19 protein-coding genes and 1 pseudogene are annotated in these 17646 nt (G+C 70.8%); 6 read left to right on the top strand and 14 right to left on the bottom strand.

Annotated features, from left to right (window positions below; all coding sequences use genetic code 11):
* Window positions 1–100: 100 nt before the first annotated feature.
* From BY998_RS22300 to BY998_RS22275, 7 genes are all read right to left on the bottom strand, one after another.
* Window positions 101–421: a multidrug efflux SMR transporter gene (locus BY998_RS22300; RefSeq protein WP_110353889.1), complete on the bottom strand. Its 321-nt coding sequence runs from the start codon at window positions 419–421 to the stop codon at window positions 101–103.
* A gap of 168 nt (window positions 422–589) precedes the next feature.
* The gene (locus BY998_RS22295; protein WP_110353900.1) at window positions 590–913 is read right to left on the bottom strand and encodes a hypothetical protein; all 324 of its coding nucleotides are present in this window, start codon (window positions 911–913) and stop codon (window positions 590–592) included.
* A 110-nt stretch (window positions 914–1023) separates the two neighbouring features.
* A complete protein-coding gene (locus BY998_RS22290) occupies window positions 1024–3324 on the bottom strand; it encodes a xanthine dehydrogenase family protein molybdopterin-binding subunit (protein ID WP_110353888.1) in 2301 nt (766 codons plus the stop codon).
* 173 nt (window positions 3325–3497) lie between these two features.
* On the bottom strand, window positions 3498–3644 hold the full coding sequence (locus BY998_RS25185; RefSeq protein ID WP_331286731.1) for a hypothetical protein: 147 nt from the start codon (window positions 3642–3644) through the stop codon (window positions 3498–3500).
* Between the two features lie 515 nt (window positions 3645–4159).
* The gene (locus BY998_RS24525) at window positions 4160–4312 is read right to left on the bottom strand and encodes a hypothetical protein (RefSeq protein ID WP_181425594.1); all 153 of its coding nucleotides are present in this window, start codon (window positions 4310–4312) and stop codon (window positions 4160–4162) included.
* Between the two features lie 133 nt (window positions 4313–4445).
* Complete coding sequence (locus BY998_RS22280) at window positions 4446–4808, bottom strand: PilZ domain-containing protein (protein ID WP_110353886.1); 363 nt, start codon at window positions 4806–4808, stop codon at window positions 4446–4448.
* 140 nt (window positions 4809–4948) lie between these two features.
* Window positions 4949–5644, bottom strand: coding sequence for a fumarylacetoacetate hydrolase family protein (locus BY998_RS22275; RefSeq protein WP_110353885.1), 696 nt, complete (start codon window positions 5642–5644; stop codon window positions 4949–4951).
* Window positions 5645–5826: 182 nt separating this feature from the next.
* Here BY998_RS22275 and BY998_RS22270 point away from each other — a divergent pair, with 182 nt between their 5' ends.
* From BY998_RS22270 to BY998_RS22260, 3 genes are all read left to right on the top strand, one after another.
* Complete coding sequence (locus BY998_RS22270; protein ID WP_110353884.1) at window positions 5827–7281, top strand: FAD-binding oxidoreductase; 1455 nt, start codon at window positions 5827–5829, stop codon at window positions 7279–7281.
* Window positions 7282–7696: 415 nt separating this feature from the next.
* Window positions 7697–7990 carry a DUF2218 domain-containing protein gene (locus BY998_RS22265; RefSeq protein WP_110353883.1) on the top strand — a complete coding sequence of 98 codons (294 nt, stop codon included), beginning with the start codon at window positions 7697–7699 and terminating at the stop codon, window positions 7988–7990.
* Between the two features lie 74 nt (window positions 7991–8064).
* Window positions 8065–9324: an aminopeptidase gene (locus BY998_RS22260; protein ID WP_110353882.1), complete on the top strand. Its 1260-nt coding sequence runs from the start codon at window positions 8065–8067 to the stop codon at window positions 9322–9324.
* Between the two features lie 180 nt (window positions 9325–9504).
* Here the strand turns inward: BY998_RS22260 and BY998_RS22255 are convergent, their stop codons facing one another.
* The 3 genes from BY998_RS22255 to BY998_RS22245 all read right to left on the bottom strand — a co-directional run bounded on the left by BY998_RS22255 (window position 9505) and on the right by BY998_RS22245 (window position 12816).
* Window positions 9505–10494 carry a lipid A biosynthesis lauroyl acyltransferase gene (locus BY998_RS22255; protein ID WP_110353881.1) on the bottom strand — a complete coding sequence of 330 codons (990 nt, stop codon included), beginning with the start codon at window positions 10492–10494 and terminating at the stop codon, window positions 9505–9507.
* Window positions 10495–10645: 151 nt separating this feature from the next.
* Window positions 10646–11374 carry an acetoacetyl-CoA reductase gene (gene phbB / locus BY998_RS22250; RefSeq protein ID WP_110353880.1) on the bottom strand — a complete coding sequence of 243 codons (729 nt, stop codon included), beginning with the start codon at window positions 11372–11374 and terminating at the stop codon, window positions 10646–10648.
* A 257-nt stretch (window positions 11375–11631) separates the two neighbouring features.
* A complete protein-coding gene (locus BY998_RS22245; RefSeq protein WP_110353879.1) occupies window positions 11632–12816 on the bottom strand; it encodes an acetyl-CoA C-acetyltransferase in 1185 nt (394 codons plus the stop codon).
* Window positions 12817–13129: 313 nt separating this feature from the next.
* On the opposite strand from BY998_RS22245, the gene phaR reads away from it, so the two are divergent.
* A complete protein-coding gene (gene phaR / locus BY998_RS22240; RefSeq protein ID WP_110353878.1) occupies window positions 13130–13741 on the top strand; it encodes a polyhydroxyalkanoate synthesis repressor PhaR in 612 nt (203 codons plus the stop codon).
* A 94-nt stretch (window positions 13742–13835) separates the two neighbouring features.
* Complete coding sequence (locus BY998_RS24090) at window positions 13836–14120, top strand: hypothetical protein (RefSeq protein ID WP_146221830.1); 285 nt, start codon at window positions 13836–13838, stop codon at window positions 14118–14120.
* Between the two features lie 93 nt (window positions 14121–14213).
* Here the strand turns inward: BY998_RS24090 and rpmF are convergent, their stop codons facing one another.
* The 4 genes from rpmF to BY998_RS22220 form a co-directional block, all read right to left on the bottom strand.
* The gene (gene rpmF / locus BY998_RS22235) at window positions 14214–14402 is read right to left on the bottom strand and encodes a 50S ribosomal protein L32 (RefSeq protein WP_003601373.1); all 189 of its coding nucleotides are present in this window, start codon (window positions 14400–14402) and stop codon (window positions 14214–14216) included.
* Window positions 14403–14574: 172 nt separating this feature from the next.
* Window positions 14575–15468 carry a transglycosylase SLT domain-containing protein gene (locus BY998_RS22230; RefSeq protein WP_110353877.1) on the bottom strand — a complete coding sequence of 298 codons (894 nt, stop codon included), beginning with the start codon at window positions 15466–15468 and terminating at the stop codon, window positions 14575–14577.
* Between the two features lie 248 nt (window positions 15469–15716).
* Window positions 15717–16520 (bottom strand): Cof-type HAD-IIB family hydrolase, encoded by an 804-nt coding sequence (locus tag BY998_RS22225; protein WP_110353876.1) that lies wholly within the window; start codon window positions 16518–16520, stop codon window positions 15717–15719.
* A gap of 9 nt (window positions 16521–16529) precedes the next feature.
* Entirely contained in the window at window positions 16530–17078 is a 549-nt protein-coding gene (locus BY998_RS22220; protein ID WP_110353875.1) for a gluconokinase, read from the bottom strand.
* A 292-nt stretch (window positions 17079–17370) separates the two neighbouring features.
* Here BY998_RS22220 and BY998_RS22215 point away from each other — a divergent pair.
* Window positions 17371–17646, top strand: a pseudogene (locus BY998_RS22215) (sugar transporter); the annotation flags it as partial.

The raw sequence follows: 17646 nt of genomic DNA, 5'->3' as shown, positions 1-17646 counted from the left end.
CTCCGGCCTCGCCGTCGGGAACGCCTTCGCACGGCCGGTCACGAAGGCCCGCGCCCCGATGGCCGGGGCGGCGGGCGTATTCGTCACGGATGACGGAGCGTCAGGCCTGGGCGAACAGCTTGGTGCCGATCACGCCCGTGATGATGAGGGCCATGAACCCCATCTGCACCGCGTTCACCTTCTCGCCGAACAGGATCGCCCCGAAGACGACCACACCGACGGCCCCGAGGCCGGTCCAGACCGCGTAGGCGGTCCCGGCCGGCAGGCCGCGCATCGCCAGCGCCAGCAACCCCATATTGACGAAGCTCAGCACGATCGGAACGAGGGAGGCCGCCCACCCCTGCCCCGCGGCGACCCATTTCAGGCTCAGCGCCCACACGATTTCCGTAGCCACGGCCACGCCCAGGATGAGCCACGCCATCGGACCTCTCATGATGCGGGCTCGGAAGGGGATGCGGCGGCCGGAAACCCGAAAGAGGCCGCTCGAGGTCGGCCAAGCGATGCGGCCCGACCCGTGGGGCGCGGTGAATAGTGCATCGCAGCATCCGTGTCGACAGCGGGTCTTGCGGAGCGCGGCGGCGGGGCTGCCTCAGGCCGATGCAGGCGCGTCGCCCTGCTCGACGATCTCGAGGGCGCGCAGCACGGCCATGGCCGACGCATCGGCATCGACCCGGCCCTCCTCCGTCGCCGGCATCACGGCAACGGCCTCGCACAGGTTCTGGCCGGCCGGGCCGACCACCACCTTGAAGACGTGCCCTTCCGGCCCGCGCGCATCCTCCATCAGGGCCACGAGGTAGCCGGCCGCGGTGCCGTAGACGTGAAGCGGTTCGACCGCGTCCACCTCCGCGATGGGGGCGGCCGGCTCATCCTCTCGGCTGCGACCGCCGAAATTCGGGCGGATGATGTTCGTCATGACGACCATTCTACCATGCGCCGAACCTCCAACCCAGGGCCTCGGCGCGCGGTCCGGCCATCGGAGGCCGACAGGCCCGACACGCGGAATGGGGCAATCCGTCGGGCCCATTACAGCATGGCGTCGATCCGGATCGGAAGCCTGCGGATGCGGCGGCCGGTGGCGTGGTGCACGGCATTGGCGATCGCCGCGTTGACTCCGATGATGCCGAGTTCGCCCAACCCCTTGAGCCCGAGCGGGTTCACGGCCTCGTCCGGATCCGGCACCAGCACGGCCTCGACCGCGTCGATATCCATGGCGGTGGGAACGAGATACTCGGCAAGATCGGCATTGCGGTAGGTGGGTCCGTCGAGGACCGTCTCCTCCAGCAGGGCCGATCCCAGGCCCCAGATCATCCCGCCGACGAGTTGGCTTCGGGCCGTCAGCGGGTTGAGGATGCGGCCCGCGGCGAAGGCGCCGGTCAGGCGCGGCACGCGGATCTCGCCGGTCTCGCCGTGAACATGCACCTCGGCGAATTGCGCACCGAAGGCCCATGTGACCCTGTCGCCCCCGGGGCTCAGACCGATATGGCCGCCGCGCAGGGCCTCCAGCGCCGCCTCTCCGCTCCCCGCGGGTGTGAACGCCGCGACCGTCTCCACTCCCGCCGGGTCGAGGAGGGCGATTGCCTCGGCGAGCGGCATCGCCCTGCCGTCCGCCGCGACGAGCCTGCCCCCGGCGAGGCGCAGCCCGGCCGGGTCGTGGCCCGCGAGAGGGCGATCCGGGGCAACGGCGGCGCGTGCGAGCCGGTCGCGCAGCTGCGCGCAGCCGAGCGCCAGCGTGTGCATCAGGCTCGTCGTGGTGCTCGATCCGCCCGAGAGGCCGGCCGCCGGAAGGGCGGTGTCGCCGAGCTGCACGCGCACCCTCTCCACGGGCAGGCCGAGCCCTTCGGCCGCCCCCATCGCCAGCAGCGTCGTGATGCCGTTGCCGATCTCGTGATGGGCGCACCCCACCTCCACCGATCCATCCACCGAGAGGCGCAGCCGCATCGTCGCCGCGGCGATCTTCACCGGCCGCACCGAGGCGGCGCAGCCCAGCCCGACCCACCACTCTCCCTTCCGCATCGTGCCGGGCGGGGTCGCCCGCCGCTCCCAGTCGAAGGCGGCGGCACCCGCATCGAAGCAGGCCATCAGCGGCCGGCTCGAGAACGGTTTGCCCGAGACCGGATCCTGGGCGGTGTCGTTGCGCCGGCGCAGTTCGATCGGATCGAGGCCGAGCCGGCACGCCATCTCATCGACCGCGCTCTCCAGGGCGAACAGGTAGGGCACCTCGGGTGGCGCGCGCATCGGGCCGGGCGTGTTGCGGTCGACCCGCACCGCGCGCTCGCCCGTGCGGATCGCGGGGCAGGCATAGAGGCTCGCCGTCACGTCGGCGCCCTCCATCGCGAAGGGATCGAAGCGCGAGGTGACGACATCCGCTTCGTGGACGAGGCTCGTGAACCGCCCATCGCGGTCGGCGGACAGCCGGATGTCGTGGCGCGTCTCCGGGCGGTAATTGGCGATCGTGAAGCATTGCCGCCGCGTCGGCACCAGCGAGACCGGGCGGCCGAGGCGCTTGGCGGCGAGGGCGACCAGGGCGGTGTGCTGCGAGAGGGCGAACTTCGAGCCGAAATGCCCGCCGATCGGCCCGGAGACGACCCGCACCCGGGCCGGATCGAGGCCGAGCTGGGCCGCGAGCCCGTGCTGGACCGCGCCGATGTAGCGGCTCGGTTCGTACACGGTGAGGCGGCCGCCGTCCCAGGCGCAGCGGGTGGTGAACAGCTCGATCGGATTGTGATGCTGCGCCGGCGTCTCGTAGCGCGCCTCCACCCGCGCCTCGGCGACACTCCAGGCTGCGTCGGGATCGCCCCGCGCGATGTCCTCGTGATGGGCCTTGAGATCGGCGAACCTTACGATTTCGGCGCCCGGATCGTCGAAGGTCGCCGAGGCGGGCTCGGCCTCGTAGGTCGCGCGAACGAGATCGGCGGCCCGGGTCGCCGCCTCCTGGGTGCGGGCCACGACGAGCGCCACGATCTGGCCGTGATAGGCGATGCGGTCCGAGCCGAGCGGCAGGTGCGAGGAATTGGCGTGGCCGCCCGCCATCAGGTGGCCCACCGGCGCGACCGCGCCGGCAAAGTCGCGGTGGGTGAAGATCGCCAGGAGGTCCGGCACCGCGCGGGCCGCGTGCAGGTCGAAGTCACGGATGCGCCCGCGCGCGATGGGGCTGGTGACGAGGGCGGCGTGGGCGAGGGCGGAATGGGCGAGGTCGCTCTCGCGCGCGCCGTCCTCGCGCCGGTCGGAGGCGTAGCGCGCCGCGCCCGTCACTTTGGCGCGCCCCTCGACCCGGATGTGGGGGTGCCCGAGGATGCCGCTCGTTGCCGTGTCGGCCTCTGCCATCGCGATCGTCTCCCGGCATCGGAGACGCGCCCGGCCGCGCCGGCCCGGCAGGGGGAAGTGCCTCACGATCGAAGGGCAACGACGGCCGGGCCTGTCGGTCTCCCCTCCGGCGTCGAAACGACGCTCGCCCGCCGCGCGGGGCGGGGACGGAGAGGAGGCTCGGGCGGTCCGGCTCAGCAGCCGACGCAGATGCCCTTCATGAGATGACTGTCCTTCGCCCGCCGTCCCCGCGTCTCCTCGACCGTGCTTCCGGGCAGGGGCCCGAGCATGTGCGGGCGGGGCACGACCTGGCCCGTCGGCGCGGTGTGCGGGGCCGTCACGGTCGTCTCAGGCCCGCCCCCCGTTCCCGTTCGGGCCGGACCGGTCGTCGCCTGCGCCGGAGAGGCCGCGCCCAGAAAGATCAATCCGGCCAAGACCGTTCTTTGAAACATCGTCATCCTCCTGGCTCGGGATCAGGGCAGGATCGTCTGCCGCCCTCCGGCGTCGTTTGAGGACAAAGCTCCGAACTATGCCTGGGAAGTGATGCGGCATAGGCCGGGATCATGGGCGCGCGTCTTGGATGATCGCGCCTCGCCCTGCCGATATGCTGATAAAACGTCCGACGTGCTGCGTTTCATCCCGGCGGCCGAGCCCAGATGAACCGCCCTGGTCCCTCTCGGCCGCCACGATCCGAGCGGCCGCGGATCGGTATGCCTGTCGGAGGAAGCGAGACGGCGCGCTCGATAGCGCGGGCGCGGGCGCGGGGGCGGTCGGCGTCAGCGCGACCGCGTCACGAAGGCGGAGGACGGAAGGCCCCGAGCGATGCCGGTCGCTGCGGGGCCGAGGAAAGGCCGGATTACCGGCCCGATCCGCCGGAGCCGGCCGAACTGGTGTTGCCGCCGCCCGCATTGCTCGGGTTGCCGGCCGAGCCGCCGCTGTCGCCGGACTGCGCCAGCGCGGATCCCGTCATGAGCGCCAGCGCGAGCGCGGCGGTGATGATCTTCGTCATGGTCTCCTCCATCGGCCGCAACCTTCGGCGGCGCGGCCTCGGGCAACCGCGCCTCGTGACCACTGTTCCGTTGCGGAGGTGGGCGAGGCCCTGGCGCGCTGTCGGGAGCCGGCCTCCGGCAAAAGACGAGGCTTCAGCGCAAGACCGTGTCGCCGATATCGACCGGTATGAGGCGCACGCCGGCATAGTCGCCGCGCCGCCAGACGCATTCGACGACGAAGCGCTTGTTCGTCCGCACGATGTCGAGCCGGAACGCCTCGGTCAGCAGGTGGCGCCGGGAGATGTTGAGCTTGGCGCCCTGCGCCGAGACGTCCCGGATGACGCACACGATCCGCTTCCCGCAGGGCAGAACCACCCGCGCGAGCTTCATGGTCGCGACGCGACGGCCGGGCGCGCGCCGGTCGACCGTCCCGTCGAAGGACAGCGACTGCGTGGGCTGGGCTTCGGCGCGCGTGTATCGGCTATGGCGCGAACGGTCCGAAGATCGACCGGACATCACACGTCTCCAGGGACAGCAACGCGGCCCTCCGGAGCTGACGCGCTTGGCGGCAGAATGCGCCACAAGCGTAAAGCACGCCTTGACGTCCGCGCGAGATCCTGGCCCCTCGCGCTCCGCGCTGCCCCCGAGCGCGCCGCCTACACGACGAGGAGGCTGAGCGCGCCCACGCCCTCGACCCGCGCGGTCATGGTCTGCCCGCGCAGCACCGGCCCGACGCCGGAGGGCGTGCCGGTGAAGATCAGGTCGCCGGGATGCAGCTCGAAATAGGTCGAGAGCAGCGCGATCTGCTCGGGCACGGACCAGATCATCTCGGACAGGTCGCCCCGCTGGCGCTCCGCACCGTCGACGGAGAGGGTGATCGCGCCGGCGCGCGGATGGCCGATCGTGCCCGCGGGCCGCAGCGGGCTGACGGGGGCGGAGAGATCGGAGGCCTTGCCGAGGTCCCAGGGCCGGGCCTGCCGCTTGGCCTCGTCCTGGCGGTCGCGACGGGTCATGTCGAGGCCGACCGCGTAGCCGTAGACGTGCTGGCCCGCCGTCTCGACGGGGATGTCGCGCCCGCCCCGCCCGAGGGCGGCCACCAGTTCCACCTCGAAATGGTAGTTGTCCGTGCGCGGCGGGTAGGGATGCTCGACCGTCGCGCCTTCGGGCACGACCTGGAGCGTGTCGGCCGGCTTGAGGAAGAAGAAGGGCGGGTCGCGCTCGTCGGCGCCCATCTCGCGGGCATGGGCGCGGTAGTTGCGGCCCACGCAGTAGATCCGGCGCACGGGAAAGAGATCGGAACTGCCGAGGATCGGCAGCGTGGCGCGCGGCGGATTGGGGATCACGGACAGCATGGCGCCTCGGGCCTCGTCGTCTGAGCGGTCGTTCGTTCGGGCGGCGCGGTGCCGCGGTAAGGAAAACCCGCGAGCGCAGCGCGCGTGCCATGCGCCTGTCATGTCCCGGCGCGGCTGCGCCTGCAAACGGCGCCCGGCCGGCCTATCTGGGAGGATCGCTCCCCATCCCCCGAACGCCGCCGATGCCAGACGCCAGCGCCTCCCCAGGAAGCCTTCTCGCCGCACTCGCCGAGCGGCTGGGCGCGCGCCATGTCCGCACCGATCCGGCGGAGCTCGCGCCGCACCTCGTCGAGTCGCGCGGGCTCTATCGCGGCCACGCGCTCGCCGTCGTCACCCCGGGCACGACCGAGGAGGTCGCCTTCGCCGTGCGGGCCTGCGCGGCGGCGCGGGTGCCGGTGGTGGCCCAAGGGGGCAATACCGGCCTCGTCGGCGGCGGCGTGCCCTTCGGCGGGATCGTGCTCTCCCTGAGCCGCCTCACCCGGTTGCGCGCCGTCGATCCGCTCGGGGCCACGATGACGGTGGAGGCCGGCATGATCCTGGCCGACGTGCAGGCGGCCGCCGAGGCCGCGGGCATGCTGTTCCCGCTCTCCTGGGCCGCGGAGGGCACGGCGCGGATCGGCGGCGGGCTGGCCACCAATGCCGGGGGCCTCGCCGTGCTCGCCTACGGCAATGCCCGCGACCTCGTTCTCGGGCTCGAAGTCGTGCTCGCCGACGGGCGGGTCTGGAACGGGCTCAAGGCCCTGCGCAAGAACAATGCGGGCTACGACCTCAAGCACCTCTTCGTCGGCTCGGAGGGCACGCTGGGCATCATCACCGCGGCGACCCTGAAGCTGTTCCCCAGGCCGCTCTCGAAGACCGTCGGCTTCGTCGGGTTGCCCTCGGCGCGGGCGGCGCTCGCCCTGTTCGAGCGGCTGCGCGCGGGCGCCGACCGGGGGCTGACCGCCTTCGAGTACATGCCCCGCTTCGGCCTGGAGATGGTGCTGCGGCACGGGATCGGCGTGCGCCCGCCGCTGGCCGGCAGCCACGCCGCCTACGCCCTGGTCGAGCTGTCCTCGCCGCGCCCCGGTGCGGACACGCGGGCCGACTTGGAGGCGCTGCTGGCCGAGGCCATGGAGGCCGGACTGGTGGAGGATGCCGCCATCGGCGGCAGCGCCGCTCAGGACGCCGCCCTCTGGCGCCTGCGCGAATCGCTGCCCGAGGTGCAGAAGGCGGAGGGCGGCTCGATCAAGCACGATGTCTCGGTGCCGTTGTCACGCCTCGCCGACTTCCTCGAGGAGGCCACGGCCGCCTGCGAGGCCGAGATGCCGGGCCTGCGCCCCTGTCCGTTCGGGCATTTCGGGGATGGCAACATCCACTTCAACCTGACCCAGCCGGTCGGCATGGAGAGGGCGGCCTTCCTCGCGCAATGGGGCCGCTTCAACGGGATCGTCCACACCATCGTCGAGCGGATGGGCGGCTCGATTGCGGCCGAGCACGGCATCGGCCTGATCAAGCGCGACGAACTCGCCCGCACCGCCGATCCGGTCGGCTTCGACCTGATGCGCCGGCTGAAGGCGGCGCTGGACCCGCACGACCTGCTCAATCCCGGCAAGGTGGTGGCTCTGTCCGACGATCCGCCGCCCGCCCTCCCGGTCTGACCGGCGCCCGCGCACCGGTTCGAACCGCGCCCGTTTCCAGGGCCGGCGGCGAGGTGACGGGGCGCACGCGGGAACGCGCATCCGTGCAAATCACTTATTGTGCGACGCACAAAGCGACGGCATGATTGCCGCTCGAAGGACGAAAATCGGCCTTGCGCACAACCGGAATCGCGCCCCGAATGACGAGATCGTTAACCCTCGAGGCCCGACAATCGCTCTCTGCGGCGATCCAGGCCGGGAGGACACGCCTCGGTTTGGTCGCATGACGCTCTTATCCGTTCGCCTCACATGCTGCGCTGCGGTGCCAGCGGCCCCGCGCCGCAAAGCCAGGGGGCGGGCGCGATTCTCTCGGCGCAACGGATGCAGCGCGGCTCCCACGCGCTCCCGCCCTCAACGATCCTGAAGGAGACCCATCATGCCCACCTCCCAGGCCCGGGTGCCCACCGCGGAAGCCACCCGCTACCTCAAGCAACTCTGCCGGCACTGGAGCCACAAATTCCCCGTCGAAGAGAACGGCGACAAGGGCCGCGTTCCGTTCGGCGAGGACCGGGTCTGCCTCTTCGAGGCGAGCCCGGACGCACTGCTGATGCAGGTCGCCACCCCCGATCCCGCTGGCCTGACCCGGCTGGAGAACGTGGTGTCCGACCACCTCCTGCGCTTTGCCTTCCGCGAGAATCTGGGCGACATCACCTGGTCGCGCGCGGCCTGAGCCGAGCATCGGTCTGACGGACCGGCCTGAGCCGGGGAGACGGCGCGCGGCGGGATCGCTCGGAGAACCAGCCTATGAGCCAGATGCCGGGAACGGCCGCCCTCCCCTTCGCCCAGCGCCTCGACCGGCTGGCCGAGGTCGCCGTGCGGGTCGGGCTCGGGCTTCGCCAGGGCCAGGAACTCGTGATGACGGCGCCGCTGGAGGCGGTGCCGCTGGCCCGCGCCATCACCGAGCACGCCTACAGGGCCGGCGCCTCCCTGGTGACGACCTTCTACGCGGACGACGCCGCCACCCTCGCCCGCTTCGCCCACGCGCCGGACGAGGCTTTCGATAAGGCTGCCGGCTGGCTCTATGCCGGCATGGCCGACGCCTATCGCGGCGGCGCGGCGCGGCTCGCCATCTCCGGCGACGATCCGTCCCTGCTGGCGGGCCAGGACCCGGCCAAGGTCGCCCGCGCCAACCGCTCGCGCTCGCAGGCCTACGTGCCGGCGCTCGAACTGATCGCGGGCTTCTCCACCAACTGGACCATCGTCTCGGCGGCGACCAAGCCTTGGGCACGCACGGTCTTCCCCGACCTGCCCGAGGACGAGGCGCTCGTCCGCCTCTGGGATGCGGTGTTCGCCGCCTCGCGCATCGATGTCGCCGATCCGGTCGCGGCCTGGGGCGCGCACAACCGGGATCTCGCCCGCCGCACCGAGCGGCTCAACGGCTCCCGCTTCTCGGCCCTGCGCTTCCGCGGCCCGGGCACCGACCTGACCGTGGGTCTCGCCGACGACCACGAATGGTGCGGCGGCGCCACGACCGCCAAGAACGGCGTCGTCTGCAACGCCAACATCCCGACCGAGGAGGTGTTCACCACGCCCCACCGGGCGCGGGTGGAGGGCACCGTCGCCAGCACCAAGCCGCTCTCCTACCAGGGTACGCTGATCGACGAGATCCGCGTTCGCTTCTCGGAGGGGCGGATCGTCGAGGCGCGGGCACGCACGGGCAACGACGTGCTCGCCAAGGTGCTCGACACCGACGAGGGGGCGGCCCGTCTCGGCGAGGTGGCGCTGGTGCCCGCCTCCTCCGCGATCTCGGCCTCGGGCCTGCTGTTCTACAACACGCTCTACGACGAGAACGCCGCGAGCCACATCGCACTCGGCCAAGCCTACTCCAAGTGCTTCCGCAATGGCGGCGAGGGCCTGAGCGAGGCGGATCTGGCCGAGCGTGGTGCCAACCGCAGCCTGATCCATATCGACTGGATGATCGGCTCGGCCGAGATCGACGTGGACGGGATCACGGCCTCCGGCGAGGCCGTGCCGGTGATGCGCCGCGGCGAGTGGGCGGACTGAAAATGCCTCGCGAAACGCCCCGTCGCTGACCGTTCTCGCTCTGGCGGCGACAGCGCGGCGGGCGTTTCGTGAGAGACGACTGAGACGCCCCCCATCGGTCATCGCTTCGCTCACGCTCGCGATGACGGAGCGCAGTCAGCCCGCAACGCGCCGCCTGCCACGGACGACCGGCCCATCGCCTCAGGATGAGGGGGACGGTTGGGAGTTCGGAACTCCGGTGGGCTGCGCCGCGAGCGCGCCCTTCGGCAGCATGTTGGGGCGCCAGCGCCGGTGCATCCAGAGCCATTGGCCGGGATGCTCGCGCACCCAACCCTCGACCACCGCCGTCATCGCCTGCATCGCGCCCTGAACCTCGATCTGCCCGTCGGGGCCGCGGGGCAGGTCGAGGGGCGGCGTCAGTTCGAGCAGGAAGCGCCCGTTTTCCCGCCGCACCACGCGTGCGCCGTGGACCGGACAGTCGTGGTGCCGGGCGAGCTTGCCCAGCAGCGGGTTGACCAGCACCGGCCGGCCGAAGAAATCCACCACGACGCCGCGGGTGAAGTGCTGGTCGATGAGCTGGCCGAGATGCCCGCCGCGCTCCACCACGCCCTGCATGGCGAAGACCGCGCCGGGGCCGGAGGCGGCCAGCCCCCCCATGGTCTTGCGCCGCACCTCCTGCACCAGCTGGGCCGCGGCCGGGTTGTTCGGCGGCCGGAACACGGCGGTGGTCTCCAGCCCGAACTTTTCCGCGCAGATCGCGGGGAGTTCCCAGTTGGCGAGATGGGCCGAGAAGATCAGCCCCGGCTTTCCGTCGTCGCGGATCGCGGTGAACTGCTCCAGCCCGCGCACCTCCATGCGCTGGGTCGCAGCGTCGTCGGGGTCGTAGTCGAAGATCGTGTCGAGATGGGCGTATTCCGCGCCGGTGCGGCCGAGATTGTCCCAGGCTTTGCGGGCGATCGTCCGCAGCCGAGCCTCGTCCGCCTCCGGGTAGGCCGCGCGCAGGTTCGCCATCGCCGTCCGGTGCGAGGGCAGGAACGGACCGACGAAGCGCGCCAGCCGGCCGCCGGCCGCGCTTGCCCTGTCGGTGCCGAGCATCCGGGCGAGCAGGAACACCGCCCGGATCAGCGGGATGGTCGCGAGACCCGCCAGCCGGGGCAGGTTCCGCCGCAGGATCAGCGCGAGGCGCAGCACAGCCGGCTCATCGAGAGAAGGGATCGGGGAGGGCGGGAGGCGGCATAAAGTATTTTTCTCAGGCAGGCGAGCGCTGCCCGAGAAACGGCGAAGGCCGTCGGCCCGATGACGGACCGGCGGCCTCCGGAAGGCTCGTACGGGCGGCTTTCGCTCAGACGAAGTGCTGACCGCCGTTGACGGTCAGCGTCGAGCCCGTGATGAAGCCCGCCTCGTCGCTCGCCAGATACTCGACCGCCTGGGCGATCTCGTTGGCCTCGCCGAGGCGGCCGGTCGGGATCGTCGAGATGATCTTGTTGCGGATGTCCTCCGGCACGGCCATCACCATCTCGGTGGCGATGTAGCCCGGAGCCACCACGTTCACGGTGATGCCCTTCGAAGCGCTCTCCTGAGCGAGAGCCTTGGCGAAGCCGATCACGCCGGCCTTGGCGGCGGAGTAGTTGGTCTGGCCGGCCTGGCCCTTCTGGCCGTTGATCGACGAGATGATGATGATGCGGCCGAAGTTGCGCGAGCGCATGCCCTCGATCAGCGGCCGGGTGCAGGTGAACATCGAGTCGAGGTTGGTTTTGATGACCGCCTGCCACTTCTCGAACGTCATCTTGTGGAAGGCGCCGTCGCGGGTGATGCCGGCATTGTTCACCAGGACGTCGATCGGCCCGACCTCGGCCTCGATCGCCTTGATCCCCGCCTCGCAGCTGGCGAGATCGCCGACATCGAACTTGAACACCGGAATGCCGGTCTCGGCCTTGAAGGCGTTGGCGGCCTCGTCGTTGCCGCCGTAATTGGCGGCGACCTTGTAGCCCTTCTCCTTCAGACGCTTCGAGATGGCGGCACCGATGCCGCGCGTTCCGCCCGTGACGAGGGCGACGCGTTCCTGAGCCATGATTTCCTCCGTGCTCCCGTATCGGGTTTTGTTGTTAAGCGGGTTGGCGGAAGGCCCGCTAGGCTCGCAGCGGACAGGGCAAAGATCCTGTCACCACCGCTGCCCGTGCCGGCCCGCGGCCCCTGCCCGGCCTGTGTAGACGGCGGGTCGTGAGACCGCACCGCATTTAAATTTCACGATACCTCAAGCCGTTTTGGCGAAATTTCGCTTGAGGTTTCGGGGTGGGAAGGGCGCCCGGCGCCCTTCCCCGTCGCGGCTCAGACGCGCTCGACGCACATGGCGACGCCCATGCCGCCGCCGATGCACAGGGTGGCGAGGCCCTTCTTGGCGTCGCGGCGCTTCAGCTCGTGCAGCAGGGTGATGAGGACGCGGGCACCCGAGGCCCCGATCGGGTGGCCGATGGCGATGGCGCCGCCATTGACGTTCACCTTCTCGTCGTCCCAGCCCATGTCCTTGTTCACGGCCAGCGCCTGGGCGGCGAAGGCCTCGTTGGCCTCGATCAGGTCGAGGTCGGAGGGCTTCCATCCCGCCTTCTCGAGGGCCTTGCGGGAGGCCGGAATCGGGCCGGTGCCCATCACCTTCGGATCGACGCCCGCGGTCGCCCAGGAGACGATCCGGGCGAGCGGGGTGATGCCCCGGCGCTCGGCCTCGGCGGCCGACATCAGCACGAGGGCGGCGGCGCCGTCGTTGAGGCCCGACGCGTTGGCGGCGGTCACGGTGCCGTCCTTGGCGAACGCCGGCTTGAGCTTGGCCATCGCCTCGACGGTGGCGCCGTCGCGGATGTACTCGTCGGTATCGACGATGGTGTCGCCCTTGCGGCCCTTCACCGTGACGGGAACGATCTCCTCCTTGAAGCGGCCCTCCTTGCGGGCGGCCTCGGCCTTGTTCTGCGAGCGGACCGCGAACTGGTCCTGCTGCTCGCGGGTGAGCTGGAAGGCCTGGGCCACGTTCTCGGCGGTCTGGCCCATGTGGTAGCCGTTGAAGGCGTCCCACAGGCCGTCCTTGATCATCGTGTCGACGAGCTTGAGGTCGCCCATCTTCTGGCCGCCGCGCAGGTACTGGGCGTGGGGGCTGAGCGACATCGATTCCTGGCCGCCGGCCACGATGACGGTGGCATCGCCGTTGGCGATCTGCTGCATGCCGACCGCGACGGTGCGCAGGCCCGAGCCGCAGACCTGGTTGAGGCCCCAGGCGGTCGCCTTCTCCGGGATGCCGGCGGCGACGGCCGCTTGGCGGGCCGGGTTCTGGCCGGCGGCGGCGGTGAGCACCTGGCCGAAGATCACCTCGTCCACGTCGTCCGGCGAGACGCCGGCGCGCTCCAACGCGGCCTTGATCGCCACAGCGCCGAGTTCGTGGGCAGGCACGGAGGCGAAGGCGCCGGAGAACGATCCCACCGGCGTGCGCGCCGCCCCGACAATGACGATATCTTCGCTGGCTGCCATCGTGACGTTCTCCTCGTTCGGCGGCGCGATATTTGGTAGACCAGATAATCCGGTGTGCGACCTGCCGTTCTTCGGATGAAGAGCGCGCACATGGCGAAGTCAAGCGTGCTTTCGGACAACCCGGCGGGAACGTTTCTTCAGTGTGGCTCGAATCTGCGGGGACAGGGAGAAATTGCTGTTTTCGCCGCGCCGCGAAAGCCTTAAGGTTGCCCGGGACAATGACAGATCCAGGCTCGCGTCACGCGGGCGGCCGATCATGGCGGAGCGTCGAGCTTTGCGCGGACTCATGACCGAAGCGGGAGGTGTCGCAACGATGGCCGAGAACGGCAGGGCGCATCAGACCGTCATCAAGAAATACGCCAACCGCCGGCTCTACCATACCGGCACATCGACCTACGTCACGCTCGAAGACCTCGCGACGATGGTGCAGAACGGCGAGGACTTCATCGTCTACGATGCGCGCTCGGGCGACGACATCACCCGCTCGGTGCTGACGCAGATCATCTTCGAGCAGGAGAACAAGGCCGGCGAGGACAACCTGCTGCCGGTGGCCTTCCTGCGCCAGCTGATTCGCTTCTACGGCGACAGCATGCGCACGATGGTGCCGAGCTTCCTCGAATTCTCCATGGCCAACTTCGCCAAGGATCAGGACGGTCTTCGCGAGAAGATGGCCCAGAGCTTCGGTCCCTCCGTCTTCCAGCAGGCGCTGCAGGAGCAGGTGCGGGCCAACATGACCTTCTTCGGCGACGCGATGAAGATGTTCACCGGCGGCTTCGGCCCCCCTGCCCCGCCGTCGGGCGCCGCTTCCACGGTGCCGGCCACGACGGCTTCCGCGCCCGCTTCCGGCGGATCGAGCGATCTCGACGAGCTGAAGAAGCAGATGGCCGAGATGCAGGCCCGCCTGGAATCGCTGGCGCGGAAGTAGGCCGCGCCAGGCCCCGGCGACAAAGCGTTAAGATCGAGTTAACGTCGGCCCCGGCCTTGCACGTCATCGCGTGCAGGGCCGGAGGCGACGCGCGATGGATCATCCCGAAACGAACGAGAGTGCCGGGGCGGGTCATGCCTGTGCCGGAACGGGCCCCTCCCCCGGCTCGTCCTGCCGCGCCCTCGTTCCGGATCGCTTGCCCGCTCACACGTCCGATGCCGGCTCCGGTCCCCGCCTGCGGGGACGCCGCCCGATGGCGGGCTTCCTCACCCAACTGATCGTCAGCGCCGATCCGGCCCTGCGCCCGGCCCGCTCCGAACGCACGAAGGCCGCGGTCGCGCTCTACGCGCGGGCCGCGGCCTTCGGAAAACGGGCCTGACTGCCGGGCCTGCCGCCGGCGGCTTCAGCTGCTTGCTTCAACGCGCATTCCTTCGACGAACCGATTTACGGTCCGTCGGAACGCGCGAGCCGATCACGCCTCGGCGGACTTCACCTTCAGAACCTGACGACCGCGATACATGCCGGTCTTCAGGTCGATGTGGTGCGGGCGGCGCAGCTCGCCGGAATCCTTGTCCTCGACATAGGTCGGGGCCTTGAGGGCGTCGGCGGAGCGGCGCATGCCGCGCCGGGAGGGGGAGGTCTTTCGCTTCGGAACGGCCATGGGAGATTACCTCAGGCAAAAAGGGCGCCCAAGGCATCCCCTTATCGGAGGATCACCGATGGCACCGCGTTGAGTGACGGAGATTCGAGGCGGGCTGTATAACCGCAGGAAAGGCGACTGGCTAGAGGATCGGTTTCTTGATCGACAGCCGGGAAACGAAAGGGGTTAAGCCTCAGGGCGTGCCGACCTGGGCCGAAGCTTCCAGGACCGGAGCGGGCGCGGACGGCTTGCGGGCGATTGCGACGGGCGGGCGGGCGATGGCCGCCAGCACGGTCTCGGAGGGACGGCGCGGCGGCAGCGGCACCTCGACGCTGTCGGCCAGGGCAGCCTGCATCGGCTGCGCGGCGACGGCGGGCGCTTGAGCCGCCGCCTGGACCGGCTGCGCCTGCGGTGCGGGCGATGCGGCGACGGGCTGCTGAAGGCTCGCCACCTGAACCGCCTCGGCGGCGCCGCTGAGTGCCGTGGGCCGGCGCGGCGGCAGGGGCACCTCCACGGCGTCCGTCGGGCCCGGGCCGGGCGCGGCGTAGGCCAGGGCCTGGGTGCCGGCAGCCGGTACCGCGGCAGTCCCGTTGCTGCGTGGGGCGAACAGGGTGGCGAAGCCATTGGCGGATTTGGCCGGCTGCGCGGCCGAGGCGACGGTCGTGGTGGCCTCCTCGGGCGGCGTGGCGTCGATGCCGAGGCGCTTGGCGGCGTAGTAGTAACCGCGGTTGTAGTAGCGGTAGGCCTGTTCCAGATCGCCCTTGGCGGCCTTGTAGGCCCCGGCGAGGTAGGCGATGCCGTATTTCAGGTTGGTGGCGGGGTCGTAGAGCCCGGCCGCGTCGCCGGTATAGCCGAGGCCCCGGGCGGTCGCGTGCTTGATCTGCATCAGGCCCAGCGCCGAGCCGCCCTTGGCCCGGGCGTTGTAGTTGCTCTCCCGCTTGACCACCCGATGGATGAAGGCCTCCGGCACCTTGTGGGCCCGGGCCTGCTCGGCGATCAGCGCATCGATGTTGTTCCGCGCCGCCTCCTGAGCGAGGGCCGTCGCCGGAACGGCGGCGGCAAGCAAGGCGGCGAGGAGAAGGCGCATGGGAGACCCGGTCGTTTTCTCGTGCCTCGCGAACCTCCCGCCTTTTCGGCAGCGCGTCCCTGGACGGGGCGGCTGCCGCGGGAGCCTCGCGAGCATCACGCGTTACGGCTCAGTTTGTCCCGCTTGGGTCGGGGTCAAATGAGGCGGGAACGTGGAGGCGCTCGAAATCCCTGAGGAGGACTGCGGTCGTGGGGCTCGGCCTGTGGCAGGATTGGCGCAGCGGCGCCCGGCCCCGCCGGTTGCGGATCTCAGGTATCGCCGAACACGAAGCGGCTGATCGCACGGGCGAAACCGTCCTCCTCGTTGCTCGACGTCACCGCGGAGGCCGCCCGCTGCACCGCGGGGGTGGCGTTGCCCATGGCGATGGAGATTCCGCTCTCCCGGAACAGGGCGATGTCGTTGGCGGCATCCCCAAGCGTGGCGACTCGCTCCCGGGGAAGGCCGAGTCGCCGACCGAGTTCGGCGACGAAACTGCCCTTGTCGATACCGGGCGGCGTCACGTCGAGGTAGTAGGGTTGCGAGCGATGCACGGCGGCCCCGGCCCCGATCTCAGCGGCGAGCGCCTCTTCCAACTGCGCCAAGCCGGCGTGGTCGCGGCTGACGCCGACGATCTTGGCCGCCTGCCCGAGCAGCGGGCCCAGATCGCTCACCACGTTCGGATCGGCCTGGAGCGTGCGGCGCTCCAAGTCAGTGTAGGGCGCGTCCGCGTCGCGCAGGTTCCAGGCCCCGCGCGCGAACACCCAGACATCGACCCCCGCCGCCTCCAGACGCTCCGCCGCCGCCCGGGCGACCGGCTCGGGAATCAGTCGCTCCGAGATCGGCGCGAGGTCGGGGCCGCAGACGGTGCTGCCGTTGAAGGCGCCCATCGGCAGCGTCAGATCGAGCGCCCGCGCCAGCGCGCGCAGGCCGACCGGCGGCCGGCTGGAGGCCAGGGTGAAGCCGATTCCCGCGGTCGCGAGCCGTCGCACGGCCGCGACGGTGGCCGGCGTGAGCCGCTTGTCGTCGGTCACGAGCGTTCCGTCGACATCGGAGACGACGAGGGCGATGGTCATGGATGCGTCCTATCCGCAGGCATCGCCGGCCGGGAGCCCGAGCCGGATCGAGACGGCGGCGGCGATGGCGTCCGGCCCTTCCTCGATGCCGACGGTGATGGGGTCCTCGTCACGGCCCGGCGGTTCGAGGGCGGCGAACTGGCTGTCGAGGAGGGAGGCGGGCATGAAATGGCCGTGCCGGGCCCGGATCCGCTCCTGAATCACCGCGCGGCTTCCCTCCAGGAAGACGATCCGGACCTGCGGACGGTCTCCGGTCAGGGCCTGGCGGTAGGCGCGCCTGAGCGCCGAGCAGGCGACGATCCCGTTCTCTCCGGCGGCCAGCCGGGCGTCGATCCAGGCGCGGATCCGCCCCAGCCAGGGCGCGCGCGCCGCATCGTCGAGCGGGTGCCCGCCGTGCATCCGCGCGATGCTCTCAGGGGTATGAAAGTCGTCGCCGTCGACGAAGGGCCAGCCGAGCCGCTCGGCCAGCAGGGCGGCCACCGTGCTCTTGCCGGAGCCCGAGACGCCCATCACCACGAGGACGGTCGGAGTGGGGGATCGGGATGTCGAAGCGGTCATCCGGCTCCTTGAAACGGTCCTTGCTGCGCGCCGTTCTCACGGTTGCGGGGCCGGGCAGGCGACGCGCGCTGGCCGGACTCAGGTAGCGGAGCCCGGCGGCAGGACCATCCTCGTTCCCTTCGAAGCGAGGCCGGACGCGATAACGCTGCCGCGAGGCAGGGACGGGATAGGTGTGGGCTTCGGGGACAGCGGTCCGATTCCGTGCGGATCGGGCCGGTGTGGCGGCCTCGCCACGGACAGCTTGGCCGGTTTGGGCTACCCACCGGCTGAGAGAAACCGTCAGGCGGCCTGAATGCGCGCTCTAGCCACCGTCCTTCTCACCGCCGTGGCGGTGTCGGGCTGCTCGTTCCTTCCGGCTGCCGGTCCGACCACTTCGGCGATCGAGACGGGCGCGGACGTGGCCACCGCCGAGGGGCTGTTTGCCCGCTACGAGATCATCGACATCACCCCCGCCGTCGTCGAAGCCCTGCGCGCCCGCCCCCTCGACAGCCTGCTCGTCACCTTCGGCGACAACCGCCCCGCCGTCGAACCCGTCATCGGCGTCGGCGATGCCGTCGCCGTCCAGGTC

Origin of the sequence: Methylobacterium sp. B4 (assembly GCF_003201865.1) — a bacterium.
GTDB lineage: Bacteria > Pseudomonadota > Alphaproteobacteria > Rhizobiales > Beijerinckiaceae > Methylobacterium.
Note: the sequence above shows the minus strand (reverse complement) of the source record. Positions and strands in the feature narration are given on the sequence as shown.

What these genes read in the sequence shown, in the direction of transcription:
- BY998_RS22300 (WP_110353889.1), bottom strand. Translation starts at nt 421, where the DNA reads ATGGCGTGGCTCATCCTGGGCGTGGCCGTGGCTACGGAAATCGTGTGG.
- BY998_RS22295 (WP_110353900.1), bottom strand. Translation starts at nt 913, where the DNA reads ATGACGAACATCATCCGCCCGAATTTCGGCGGTCGCAGCCGAGAGGAT.
- BY998_RS22290 (WP_110353888.1), bottom strand. Translation starts at nt 3,324, where the DNA reads ATGGCAGAGGCCGACACGGCAACGAGCGGCATCCTCGGGCACCCCCAC.
- BY998_RS24525 (WP_181425594.1), bottom strand. Translation starts at nt 4,312, where the DNA reads ATGACGAAGATCATCACCGCCGCGCTCGCGCTGGCGCTCATGACGGGA.
- BY998_RS22280 (WP_110353886.1), bottom strand. Translation starts at nt 4,808, where the DNA reads ATGTCCGGTCGATCTTCGGACCGTTCGCGCCATAGCCGATACACGCGC.
- BY998_RS22275 (WP_110353885.1), bottom strand. Translation starts at nt 5,644, where the DNA reads ATGCTGTCCGTGATCCCCAATCCGCCGCGCGCCACGCTGCCGATCCTC.
- BY998_RS22270 (WP_110353884.1), top strand. Translation starts at nt 5,827, where the DNA reads ATGCCAGACGCCAGCGCCTCCCCAGGAAGCCTTCTCGCCGCACTCGCC.
- BY998_RS22265 (WP_110353883.1), top strand. Translation starts at nt 7,697, where the DNA reads ATGCCCACCTCCCAGGCCCGGGTGCCCACCGCGGAAGCCACCCGCTAC.
- BY998_RS22260 (WP_110353882.1), top strand. Translation starts at nt 8,065, where the DNA reads ATGAGCCAGATGCCGGGAACGGCCGCCCTCCCCTTCGCCCAGCGCCTC.
- phbB (WP_110353880.1), bottom strand. Translation starts at nt 11,374, where the DNA reads ATGGCTCAGGAACGCGTCGCCCTCGTCACGGGCGGAACGCGCGGCATC.
- BY998_RS22245 (WP_110353879.1), bottom strand. Translation starts at nt 12,816, where the DNA reads ATGGCAGCCAGCGAAGATATCGTCATTGTCGGGGCGGCGCGCACGCCG.
- phaR (WP_110353878.1), top strand. Translation starts at nt 13,130, where the DNA reads ATGGCCGAGAACGGCAGGGCGCATCAGACCGTCATCAAGAAATACGCC.
- BY998_RS24090 (WP_146221830.1), top strand. Translation starts at nt 13,836, where the DNA reads ATGGATCATCCCGAAACGAACGAGAGTGCCGGGGCGGGTCATGCCTGT.
- rpmF (WP_003601373.1), bottom strand. Translation starts at nt 14,402, where the DNA reads ATGGCCGTTCCGAAGCGAAAGACCTCCCCCTCCCGGCGCGGCATGCGC.
- BY998_RS22230 (WP_110353877.1), bottom strand. Translation starts at nt 15,468, where the DNA reads ATGCGCCTTCTCCTCGCCGCCTTGCTTGCCGCCGCCGTTCCGGCGACG.
- BY998_RS22225 (WP_110353876.1), bottom strand. Translation starts at nt 16,520, where the DNA reads ATGACCATCGCCCTCGTCGTCTCCGATGTCGACGGAACGCTCGTGACC.
- BY998_RS22220 (WP_110353875.1), bottom strand. Translation starts at nt 17,078, where the DNA reads ATGACCGCTTCGACATCCCGATCCCCCACTCCGACCGTCCTCGTGGTG.